Source organism: Nostoc piscinale CENA21, from assembly GCF_001298445.1.
Taxonomy (GTDB): Bacteria; Cyanobacteriota; Cyanobacteriia; order Cyanobacteriales; family Nostocaceae; genus Nostoc_B; species Nostoc_B piscinale_A.
On record NZ_CP012036.1, the window covers coordinates 1,033,211 to 1,045,045 of the forward strand.

Sequence of the window (11,835 nt, forward strand, 5' to 3'; positions counted from 1 at the left end):
CAGATGACGGGGAAATTGCGCCTATCTTGTTCGGTTATACGACTGTCTCTTGTACACAAATGACTATACCCTCTTAAGTAGTAGTCAAACATTACGTTTTTACTTTATTTAGTCGCTCTTCAACCAAGAGGTGAAAACCTGTGTACGAATGGATCTTGCCAAGTCTGAGTGAAGTTTTAGCCGACAGTCAATCAACTATGGCTGAATGTTCACCAGCCAAGGCAGAGCGACAGTGGCAAATGAGTTTAGCCGCAACAGAACATTTATTAATTGAGAATTTAGCAACAACTTCTGGGGCTGCACCAGCACTAGTATTAGCTGCACCAGCACCTTTATTTAGTCAACCAGTATTAACTCAAAACATCCAGACGGTTACTTTTACAGCCAAGCCGTTTAACCCCTTGGCTTTGATGCCGTTTCAAATGCCAACCACAACCACGGTAGCCGAAGAAAATTCTTTTCAAGAAGCTGTACTGCCGATACTACCTGCTGATCCCCTAGGTGCCGAGCAGTTTTGCTTGGTATTCACCGAGAAATTCAGATTAGTCTTGGTTTTGGCAGAATGCAAAAATGGCAACAAAAGATTTTCCTTTTCCTTTGAACCCCAGATAGTTCAGCAAGCATGGCGAGCGATCGGAGCGCGGGTAATGCTGGCTAATCCTGATTTTTGCGCGGAACTTGACGGGTTAGTGCAGCAATATTCGCCAGTAGCACCAGATTACCGCATTGCTATGCAGTTTAGTCAGTTGCTACTTCAAGAATTGCCAGAACCAGAAGTTGCGAAAGAGTGGGAAACCGCAACCAATGTACCTCATTCCCAAACACCAATTCCCACTACCCAACATCCAGTTCCCGATGTCGAATTGCTCCAAGCCTTTGCTCATGAGGTTCGCACTCCCTTAACTACCATTCGCACTATGACACGTCTGCTACTCAAGCGGCGTGATTTACCTGCGGCTGTGGTTAACCGCTTAGAAATTATTGATCATGAGTGTACTGAGCAAATTGATCGGATGGAATTGCTGTTCAAGGCAGCAGAACTAGAAACTTGTGCTGCTACAAAAGCGGCTAATACTCATCTTACGCCTATGTCGCTGCATCAAGTTCTGCAACAGAGTATTCCCCGTTGGCAACAAGCTGCATCTCGACGCAACCTCACTTTAGAAGTAGTGGTTCCCCAGCAATTACCTACAGTGGTCAGTAATCCGACAATGTTAGATCGCGTACTGACAGGATTGATGGAGAATTTTACCCGTAGCTTACCTGCTGGGAGCCATATTCAAGTACAGGTCATTCCCGCTGGCGACCAACTCAAGCTGCAATTGTCACCACAACCCCAGTGCCAAGACTCAGAAACAGCAGATACATTTGTTACACCACCAATTCGGAAGGCTCTGGGGCAATTGCTGATGTTTCAACCAGAGACAGGGACAATTAGTTTGAATTTAAATGCTACTAAACACTTGTTCCAAGCGATTGGCGGTAAGCTGATTGTGCGTCAAAGACCTCAATATGGCGAAGTGTTGACGATTTTTTTACCTTTAGAAGTTAGCCATCAACAAAAGTTAGAAGTGAGAAAAAATTAGAGGATAAGCTATTAGGCTCCTGCCTCCTGCCTTCTGCTATATAAAAAAATTGAGCGAGAAGTTTTTTGTTACCTCTCAACTCATATTTAGCTAAACGTGAAAAGATTTACTTAAGCTTGCAAGTCATCTTTTTTATTTTTCTTCTTCAGTCTGATAGTACTTAAACCAAACAAGCTTAAAGCTGCCATCATGCTAGGTTCAGGTACTGACTTAACTTCAGCCTGAGTAGGTGCTGGTTCAGGTGCTGGTGCTGGCTCAGGTGCTGGTGCTGGCTCAGGTGCTGGTTCAGGTGCYGATGCTGGTTCAGGTGCTGGTGCTGGTTCAGGTGCCGATGCTGGTTCAGGTGCTGGTTCAGGTGCTGGTTCTGGCGCTGGCTCAGGTGCTGGTTCAGGTGCTGGCTCTGGTGCTGGTTCTGGTGCTGGTTCTGGTGTAGGTGTTGATGCGGATACACCTGCAAGCTTGCTACTACCATTACGACTAGAGCCAGCCTCCCCAACACTCATTGCACGCAAGCCAAAGTCTTGGTTAAAAAACTGATCGAGAGTTAAGGCTGCTGTGCTGTGAGATAGAACAAAGGTAGCTGTTTGAAAATCATCTCCACCACCTATACCTTGCACACCAATTTCTACACCAAATTCAAATGTGTGCGTATTGCCATCACCCTTTAGATTAGCTTGACCGACTTTTTCAAGTTTTCCATTGTTACTGTAATCTTTTGTTGTGATGGGTGTGCCATTTACACCTGTGACTTGGAGACCAGAGAGAAGAGAGTTATCTTTGATGTTGAAGAAAACTCCACGGATGTCACCAATATTTTTATAGGTTGAGTCAGTCAAAAATTCTACTTTAAACTGAACTTTACCAGCACCAGCTATAGAGTCATCTAACGTATATCTAACTTGTAATGGATCACCTGTAAAGTTAGTGCTAGTAAAACTCATAGAGGCTGCGTTTGCTTGGGACATTTGTCCAGCCATAACTACAGCTAATGACGACAAACCACAAGTGAGGAAACCTAATAGTTTTTGCGAATTGATTTGAGCCACTTTTTTAAAGCTCCTTTTTGCTTCTGAAACGTGAAATTGTAACTGGAAATGTCTTTCAAAATAAAATGTTGAAGTGACGATAGACTGAGGCTATAAATTGCTTTTTGTAAGCTAATCTATGCTTGTAAATAAGTATTTAACTCTTTGTTAGCTCACTAATTTTGTCTAACCGCAACTTCTACTTGCTACTGAGTTCAATCGAAGATGCACTTAAAGTTAATTTCTTGACTTTTCTCGGTGGTAGATAAATATAATTTGGCACAATAAAATTCAGTAGTCTAGAGTTTTTCTATTTTTTTTATCAGAGCTTTAATTTCAACACCAAAAAGCAGAGTGTTTGATGTATCTATATTAGGTACATGATGTTATGCCCTAAAAGTGTTTGTAGCAAAAAAATACATAACTAAGTGTGATAAAATACAGTAATTTTACTGCTATTCGATTCATAAATGAAAGAGTTTATGAGGTCAAAAAATAAGTTTTGGCGAAATTTACTGTTTCAATATTTCCTAATTGATGTAATCACAGGGTATGGTAAAGGCGATCGCATCAGTACTACTTTTGTTGATTCAATTTTCAAGATAAAAAGCCTAAGTAATTTTCACTATAAAAAAAATGGGTTGAGAAGTGAACATCACCTCTCAACCCATATTTAGCTAAAGATGAAAGCTTAAAAATATTACCGAAGCTTACACATCCATCATTTTTCTTGTTAACTTTCTTCAATCTGATAGTACTCAGACCAAACAAGCTTAAAGCAGCTAGTGTACTAGGTTCAGGTACTTTCTTAGGTTGAGGCTGAGAAGTAGGCGGTTGATAGTAAGTTGTGGGAGATGGAGCAGGTGCAGGCGCTGGTGCTGGTGTTGCTATCTCTGCTAGTTTGCTACTTCCTTCTCTAGAAGAAACTGTAACTCCTACACTGGTTGTTCGTGAGCCGAATTATTGACCGAAAAATTAATCTAGGGTTAAGGCTGCTGTGCTGTGTGATAGAACGAAGGTGGCTGTGCTTAACATCAACAAGAACGTTAGATTTAGTTTTTCAATTTGATAATTAATTTGAATATTTCTACGAATTTACATTATTCAACATTCTAGTAATTTGATTTTGCAGTTTATTTCTCAAGATTTGAGCTTTTTGATAAGTATCAGCACGGTCTTTACCTGTATGAATCTGCTGTTCTAAGGGTTGGATAAAGTATTGCAAGCGTGTTTTCATTGCCCAAACTCCCATTGAGGGAAATAATAGCAAGATAAACATTAATGGTGATATGGGTAAAAATGGTAGTCTGATGATGCGTTGCAACTTCTTACTATTCACAGTCCAAGGATGCAAAAATTCGCTACCGATGCAAACTACTGGCATAATCGGAATCTGATAGCGATCGCTTAACTGAATAAAGCTGATATCGAATTTTTGCAGTTGATAGCGTTTCTGCCAGCCTTTACCCGGCCCGCGTATGCCTTCGGGTGCATACAGTAAAATTTTACCCTGAGCGATCGCTGTCTCAAAGTCTTGAATTTCTGCTCGCACTGCACCTAATACTTGCGACCATTGGGATGGTAGCCACCAAATCATCCAAGGATGTTCAAACAAAGAGACATTGGCTAATGGTTGCACTACCCATCCCTGTGATTCACTCAATAAATAACCCAAAGTCAGAAAATCCCAAGGGAAACACATACCTGCATGATTCATCGCCACAATCATTGGCCCTGTTTGTGGCAAATGCTCAATTTGTTGCAGTTCTCCCCGAAAATAATATTTCACAATTGGGGCTAAAATTTCTTGCCGAAAAGCTTGTTGATATTTGGGGTTAAATTCTCCAACTTCTTTTCTGGGAGAACGACAACCCAAGCGCAACCATCGAATTAGTAGTGCTAAATAAAATCCACCCGGTATCAAAAATAATACATATTCCAACCAATTCCAACCATCTGGGTCACTGTGATAATGTTGCCAGTGACGGTTAAACAAAACTAACCATCCTGGCGGATACCACAGACAAATCCAATCAAACCAACTAAATTTATAGCTTTTGTCTGAACTTGATGTTTCTAGCGACTGGTGAAAGATGTTCTCGGAGTGTTGATTAATCACGGTGGTTATGCGGATTAGACAACGGTATACTTAAGTATATATTTTAAGTTTTGGGAATTCAGGTAGACATCCTGCTGTAGATGTAAAATAATTGACATTTGTTGCTGAAGTTTAGCAATATTTATAGTTATTAGTCTTGTGAAGACCAAGAGCGATCGCCTAATATTTCAATCAATTCAATCAAGTCTGCGCGAGTGATAGAATAATATGAGTACGCACTAAAATTTCCTCTGTAAATGAATAAAGTATTGGATGAAACTTTTTCGTTAGAAATTGCTAAACGCATTAAAAGTAAAGCAAATAAAACTTTTGATAATGCTTACAAAGCAGCATTAGCAACAGAGGGGGCAATTTATGTTCAAGGTTTTTTAGTTTATGCTGGTAAACCTTATCGCCCTGTGGAACATGGTTGGATTGAATTAAACGATACCTCTGGAGAAGATGCCATCACACGCATCATTGACCCCAATTTACCCCACATCAGCAAAGCTAACCAAGAACTTTGGTATTTTGCAGCACAAAGTTTAAACGCCAAACAACTCAAAGCCATCATCGAAGAATCAAAAGAAGATTATCCCGAAGATGACCCCTTACCAATTTACGGCACAACACCTTATGAATACTACGGTGATGTGATGTTAGGAGGTCAAGAATATTTAGCAGCTTATCAAGCTGCTGAGGCTAAATGTCAAGAATTAAAAGAACTCAATTAACATTAGTAGTAATAGGCTATTGCCTCTTAGGCAATTAATAAGATTTACCATCACTACCAAAATATTCTCGATAGGCACAAATTTTATCGCCACACACATCAAAAGACACAGCAACACGGTTTTTGTAAGGTTGTCCTAATAATAGACCTTCGTCACGAAACTCAAAAACAACTGTTTGATCATTACTAGTAACACGGTCAACGGCAGTTAAGGTAATTCCCGAACCAAAAGATTCTGAAACATATTGAAAAAACTCTTGGGCGCGTTCTTTTCCCACATTCAAACCATGAAACTTACCCATCGGGAACCATAAGCTAAAATCTTCTGTAAGCATATCGAGAAATGCTTGCCATTCTCCTGTTTCTAGACCGTATGTAAAATGTTCAAATGCTTGGTGAGCAACTTTTAAAGTATTTGCAGGGTCTTGTGTCATTGTTCTTAACTAGTTATACACTCAGCATTAACTCTAAACTATATTTGTTATCTCACATCAAAACGTTTGATTCAGACTGTATGTATAAAGTCATCATTCTCTAGGTAGAGATATTAAAATTTTTTATAATTTCATATCTCTCCTAAATGTTAATTAACAATTATCAATAATAATATTTACTATTTTATTGTATGTTTTAAGCTAAAAACTGAGTAAAAATATATGGCGATCGCACCCGATAAAGCAATTGCTGAGACTTTACCAACACCAGCAAAGCATCAAGAATTTGATTGGCAAAACTGCTGGTATCCCATTGCTTTTACGCAAGATTTACCACAAGACCTGCCTTACAGATTTTCCCTATATAATGAACCCTTGGTTTTATTCAGAAATCAAGAGGGAAAATTAGGTTGTTTAACAGACCGTTGCTCTCACCGGGCTGCTAGACTATCTGATGGACAAATTATTGATGGCAGAATTGAGTGCTTATATCACGGCTGGCAATTTGGAATTGATGGTCAATGTTTGCATATTCCACAATTACCACAAGATGCCAAAATGCCTGCCAACGCCTGTGTGAAATCGTTGCCTGTGGTAGAACGCCAAGGGATAATTTGGATGTGGGCTGGGCAAGAACAACCTATTGAAGAATTAATTCCCACCATCCCAGAATTAGACAAACCAGGGGTATTTTGTACAGATTACATCCGCGATTTACCTTACGACCAAACATATTTTATTGAAAATGTCATTGACCCAGCCCATGTTTACATTAGCCATGATGGTGTTGTTGGTAAACGCGAAAATGCCCAACCACTTGATCTAGAAGTTCTTGATAGTTCATTATCAGGCATTCGTGGGAGATGGCGCAGCACAAGACAACCGCATCAGCCTTGGTCGTTATTAAATTTTATTGCACCTAATTTAGTTCTTTATCAGTCTGACAATAGTAATACAGGTAAATTTGGGGGAGTAGTTTTGTATTCCCTACCTTTAAGCAAAGACAGATGTCGAGTTTTTGTCAGAAATTATGGAAATTTCTTTCCTTGGCAAATGAAGTTAATGCCTAGATGGTTTGACCATATTATGATTCGCAACATCATTTTAGAAGGTGATTTGCAAATTGTTGTCGAACAAAAAAGACAAATTGAGCGTTTAGGAAAAAGTCTCAAGGAAATTTATTTACCACTCAAAACTTCTGACACATTAGTAGTTGAATACCGCAAGTGGTTAGATAAATTTGGTCAGGGATTGCCATTTTATCAAGGTTATTCTTCAGAGAAAGACTTTCATAGTAATGAGTTACAGGAAAATTCGCTGACCTTGGATAGATTATCCCAACATACTCAAATCTGTAGTTCTTGCAATCAAGCTTATCGAGTGACAAACTTCAGCAAACAAATTTTAATTGGGTTAGCGATCGCTCTTGCGGCTTTAGCTATACTTACAGATAACTCTTGGGTTAAACCTGTAGCTGTGGCAGGCGGTTTATTAGCAGTAGTATTAGCCTTTGCGGCACAGAAATTAAAAACTAAATTTGAACGTGCCTATACTCGTCATTAGTTTTTTAGCTAAATTTAACTTTTGTAACTCATCAATTAATGGATAGTCAGAAATAAATATGGTGCAAGCATACGAAGATAATAAAAGTTCATATTTACAACATCACAATGTGAACCTTCCAGAGACAGACACAAGTAATCAAACTTGGACAGGACGCAAACATATCGAAACAGAAGCATCACTCAACTCAGTGATTAACTTCCCGCAAGTGCCATTTGAGGTAACAAACTTTGTCACTGGTGAATATGGTACGACTCAGCTTTTATCCATCAACGACAGTACTGGTGAGTCTACACAACGAGTTATCCTCAAACAAGGTTGGAACGCACCTATCGGTCATTTCACCACAGATGTAGAAATTTTCGTCCTGACAGGTACACTTTGCCAAGGTGGATTTAAACTTCGCAATCTCAGTTACTCATTTATCCCCGCTGGTATACCTACAGGCCCTTGGAAAACTGAAGAAGACACAATTCTGTTGTGGATGCCAGATACTACCCCCACTTATATTACAGAAGACTATGCCAGCCTAGAGCAAATTCCCGCCACTTCTTTATACCACGCGAATATGCAGACGCACCCACGCATGGCTGAGTATGTACCATTGCAAGAACTCCACGCCATGAAATGGGAAAGCACAACTTTCTTACCGCCTGGTTCAGCGCGTAAAAGTTTGTATACCAACAAAAAAACCGGACGCGCCACCTGGGTTCTTGGTTTAGTGCCAATGTGGATAGAAGGTAACTTTTATGCAGGTCATCCCACTACCGAAGAAGCTTATGTCATCAGTGGAGATGTACTGGGACATTGGTCGATGAGCGATGATCCATTTAATAGACGTTATGCAGCAATGTGCAAAGATGGTTACTATTGGCGACCAGCCCATGTTCCCCACGGCCCATTTTGGACAGAAAGTGGCGCACTGCTGTTATTTCGGACGAGCGATCGCTTAGATTGTTATTGGATACTGCATAACCCAGATATTACTCAGCAAGATGATGCACGTCTTCAGTCGGCGCTGAATCAGCACAAGTAAATAGTCAATAACAGGCAAAAGTCTAAAGTCAAAAATTAACAATCTATTTGACATTTGCCTGTGACTTAATTCAACTTACAAAGCCTTATCCCACTCTAATTGATGAGCTAAACCATACTTGATAAAATCTTCTACATTTGCCTGATCACTCTTACCAAACACACCTAAACTGTAAGGATTGTCTTGCATACGTTGTGTAACTTGCTCTTGTTCAAATCCTCTGACTTCTGCTCTAGGTTTTTCTGGTTTAAAAAAGTCTACAACCAAAACAGTTCGATCATAATCAGTATAATTGTGCGGACAGTGGGGGTAGCTGTGATCTAAAATCAAAAACTTACCCTCATTCCAATAAAGTTTGTCATGGCAGATTTTCATCGCCACATCACCCTCCGGCACAATCAAGCCCAAATAGCCGCGATTCATGTGTGGGTTATAGTTAACATGCAGCTTGATATCTAAGCCTGGATGGAATGTCCCAAAATAAACATTTCTCAGGATATTATCTTCACTAAAATTTACTTTTTTAATAGCCTTCGCCAAATTTGGGAAATATTTATTTCTTAAGATTAAAGCTTTTTCTGATGCCTCATCTGTGTCATATTCTGGATATTGAATCTGATGTAATTGAATATATTTTTCAATAAATAAACCTTGGAATAAAATTCCAAAGGCACTATATTTTGAATTACCTTTAGTTTTAATTGTTTTACTTTTAGGCCCCAAAACATCGTAAGCAAATCTTAATTCTTCAGGCGATGCCTGCTGTATGAAGTACCTAAACTCATTTCTAATTACTTGCCATTCATCTTGAAGAGTTTGGAGAAATGGAAATTGCTTGGGATCGAGATGATATTCATTAAAAGTTGACATTGTTTTTATCCTGGAATTAATTGAATAAAAAACTATTACATAATCATGGTTTTTAGCCGAGGTTCCAGTAATATATAAAAATTTCTGGTTAACCCAGCCAGAACTTAAGCGGATATACTCATTTTAGTCTGAGGTCTACTGTGTCTGAACCTCTTTTATTAGATAAAGTTATTAAAAATGTTCAGGTTGTTCGCCCTCATCAGGATGCAGTCGAACTACTGGATTTAGGCATTAAAGATGGTAAATTTGCGGAAATTGCCCCTAATATTAGCGCCACACAAGCCAAAGAAATCTTCGATGCTAAAAATTTAACTCGGCTTTCCTGGGGTTGTCGATGCTCACATGCACATTGGAATTTATCAACCCCTCAATCAAGATGCAGTCACAGAAAGTAAAGCCGCCGCAATGGGGGGAGTCACCACTAGTTTAAATTACATTCGCACGGGACAATATTATCTCAACAAAGGCGGTTCCTACCAAGATTTTTTTCCTGAAGTATTGGCATTATCCGCAGGTAATTTTTTTGTTGATTACAGCTATCATGTTGCACCAATAGCCAGCCAACATATCGACGAAATACCTCTATTGTTTACAGAACACGGGGTATCTTCATTTAAAATTTTCATGTTTTATGGCGGTTATGGGTTGCATGGTTTGTCAGACCAGCAAAACTTATTTTTGATGATTAATAAAGAAGAACGCTACGACTTTGCCCATTTTGAATTTATCATGCGTGGGATAACTCGCTTGATGAAACAATATCCAACAGCACGAGATACTATTAGCTTAAGTTTGCATTGCGAAGTTGCCGAAATTCTCAATGCTTATACCAAAATAGTCGCCAACGATTCTAGCCTGAGTGGACTGCAAGCTTATAGTGCCGCACGTCCGCCTCATGCTGAAGGTTTAGCAATTTGTATTGCTGCTTATCTAGCACATGAAACTAACTGTGCAAATATCAATTTGTTACATCTGAGTTCGCGCAAAGCAATGGAAGCAGCGTTGACAATGCAAACTGCTTTTCCTCATATTAATTTTCGGCGAGAAGTGACGGTGGGGCATTTACTATTAGATGTTGATAGTCCTAATGGTACTTGGGCAAAAGTTAACCCACCAATTCGTCCCCGTGCTGATGTGGAATATTTATGGCAAGCGGTACTGAATCATCAAGTAGATTGGATAGTGAGTGACCATGCTTGCTGTTCTATGGAACAAAAACGCAGTGCGAAAGACCCAAATAATATTTGGTTAGCCAAGTCTGGTTTTGGCGGTACAGAATATCTACTTTCGGGTGTATTAAGTGAAGGTAGCAAGCGGGGAATGTCTTACAACCATGTTGCTAAGTTGCTATCGTGGAACCCATCGCGGCGCTTTGGTTTATTGCAAAAAGGAGATATTGCTGTTGGTTATGATGCAGACTTGGTGTTAGTAGACCCCAACGAAACTTTTGTGGTACGTGCGGCTGAGTCAGAATCACAACAAGGTTACACACCGTTTGAGGGGATGGAGTTAAGCGGGAGGGTGAAGAGTACTTTTTTGCGAGGAAGTTTGATTTATCACAACGGACAGGTTTTAGGTTCACCGACTGGGAATTATTTAAAACGCTCTATCCTGGGATAAATTTAACAGACAATCTTTATGGATTATTTCTAATAATATCATGTGCGTTTGATTACTTACTAAAACCGAAGAACCCCACCCTGCCGATCGCACCATCAAGGACACAATTGTTTAAACTATTGACTACGGACTCTTGTGTGGATGGTTTATGGCTATTTGGTTAAGTTTGTGTGCAGCGATTTTCGTAGTAGCTTACTTGCTGGGTTCTTTTCCCACTGGCTATATTGCCGTGAAGCAGCTAACAGGTATTGATATTCGAGAAGTGGGTTCTGGTTCAACGGGGGCGACTAATGTATTAAGAACTTTGGGTAAAGGGCCGGGAGCCTTTGTTTTAGGAGTTGATTGCTTAAAAGGAGTATTTGCGATCGCTTTAGTTTATGCTTTATTTAATTTTGCTGCTACTTCCAACTTTGTTCCAAAAACCGTAGATTTGCAATTATGGCAACCCTGGATGGTGATATTAGCGGGTTTAGCTGCGATTTTGGGACACAGTAAATCAATATTTCTGGGCTTTACTGGTGGTAAATCTGTGGCTACCAGTTTAGGGATATTATTAGCGATGAGTTGGCAAGTTGGTTTGGCAACTTTGGGAGTATTTGCCGTTGTTGTCGCTATTTCCCGCATTGTATCCTTAAGTTCAATTTCTGGTGCGATCGCTGTTTCTATTTTGATGTTACTTTTCCACCAACCATTACCTTATATTTTGTTTAGTATTCTTGGTGGTTTTTATGTAATTATTCGCCACCGCAGTAATATAGAGCGTCTTTTAGCTGGAACTGAACCCAAAATTGGACAGAAAGTAGTTACAGAAGCCGAAAAAACAGAACAAACTGTTTAATTGTTGAGGGTGATAGCAGGAGGACGACAGTC

General features: G+C 39.6%; 10 protein-coding genes and 1 pseudogene. 6 read left to right on the top strand and 5 right to left on the bottom strand.

Annotated elements, in window-relative coordinates; genetic code table 11:
• The first annotated feature begins 140 nt into the window (after positions 1-140).
• Entirely contained in the window at positions 141-1,586 is a 1,446-nt protein-coding gene (locus tag ACX27_RS04650) for a sensor histidine kinase (protein WP_062289087.1), read from the top strand.
• Positions 1,587-1,696: 110 nt separating this feature from the next.
• On the opposite strand, the gene ACX27_RS32745 is transcribed toward ACX27_RS04650, so the two are convergent.
• The 3 genes from ACX27_RS32745 to ACX27_RS04660 form a co-directional block, all read right to left on the bottom strand.
• A complete protein-coding gene (locus tag ACX27_RS32745) occupies positions 1,697-2,632 on the bottom strand; it encodes a hypothetical protein (RefSeq protein WP_062289090.1) in 936 nt (311 codons plus the stop codon).
• 576 nt (positions 2,633-3,208) lie between these two features.
• Positions 3,209-3,502: a PEP-CTERM sorting domain-containing protein gene (locus tag ACX27_RS35625; RefSeq protein ID WP_144427576.1), complete on the bottom strand. Its 294-nt coding sequence runs from the start codon at positions 3,500-3,502 to the stop codon at positions 3,209-3,211.
• 196 nt (positions 3,503-3,698) lie between these two features.
• Positions 3,699-4,730 carry a 1-acyl-sn-glycerol-3-phosphate acyltransferase gene (locus ACX27_RS04660; RefSeq protein ID WP_062289092.1) on the bottom strand — a complete coding sequence of 344 codons (1,032 nt, stop codon included), beginning with the start codon at positions 4,728-4,730 and terminating at the stop codon, positions 3,699-3,701.
• A gap of 236 nt (positions 4,731-4,966) precedes the next feature.
• Here ACX27_RS04660 and ACX27_RS04665 point away from each other — a divergent pair, with 236 nt between their 5' ends.
• Positions 4,967-5,443: a hypothetical protein gene (locus ACX27_RS04665; RefSeq protein ID WP_062289094.1), complete on the top strand. Its 477-nt coding sequence runs from the start codon at positions 4,967-4,969 to the stop codon at positions 5,441-5,443.
• 34 nt (positions 5,444-5,477) lie between these two features.
• Here the strand turns inward: ACX27_RS04665 and ACX27_RS04670 are convergent, their stop codons facing one another.
• Positions 5,478-5,876 carry a nuclear transport factor 2 family protein gene (locus ACX27_RS04670; protein WP_062289097.1) on the bottom strand — a complete coding sequence of 133 codons (399 nt, stop codon included), beginning with the start codon at positions 5,874-5,876 and terminating at the stop codon, positions 5,478-5,480.
• A gap of 222 nt (positions 5,877-6,098) precedes the next feature.
• On the opposite strand from ACX27_RS04670, the gene ACX27_RS04675 reads away from it, so the two are divergent.
• Together ACX27_RS04675 and ACX27_RS04680 are read left to right on the top strand one after the other, a co-directional pair.
• A complete protein-coding gene (locus ACX27_RS04675; protein WP_062289100.1) occupies positions 6,099-7,439 on the top strand; it encodes an aromatic ring-hydroxylating dioxygenase subunit alpha in 1,341 nt (446 codons plus the stop codon).
• Positions 7,440-7,497: 58 nt separating this feature from the next.
• Positions 7,498-8,475 (top strand): DUF4437 domain-containing protein, encoded by a 978-nt coding sequence (locus ACX27_RS04680; protein WP_062289103.1) that lies wholly within the window; start codon positions 7,498-7,500, stop codon positions 8,473-8,475.
• Positions 8,476-8,550: 75 nt separating this feature from the next.
• On the opposite strand, the gene ACX27_RS04685 is transcribed toward ACX27_RS04680, so the two are convergent.
• Entirely contained in the window at positions 8,551-9,345 is a 795-nt protein-coding gene (locus tag ACX27_RS04685) for an aspartyl/asparaginyl beta-hydroxylase domain-containing protein (protein WP_062289106.1), read from the bottom strand.
• A gap of 140 nt (positions 9,346-9,485) precedes the next feature.
• On the opposite strand from ACX27_RS04685, the pseudogene ACX27_RS04690 reads away from it, so the two are divergent.
• Both ACX27_RS04690 and plsY read left to right on the top strand, forming a co-directional pair.
• Positions 9,486-10,965, top strand: a pseudogene (locus ACX27_RS04690) (amidohydrolase family protein).
• A 148-nt stretch (positions 10,966-11,113) separates the two neighbouring features.
• Positions 11,114-11,803, top strand: a complete 690-nt coding sequence (gene plsY / locus ACX27_RS04695; protein ID WP_062289109.1) for a glycerol-3-phosphate 1-O-acyltransferase PlsY — start codon at positions 11,114-11,116, stop codon at positions 11,801-11,803.
• Positions 11,804-11,835 lie beyond the last annotated feature (32 nt).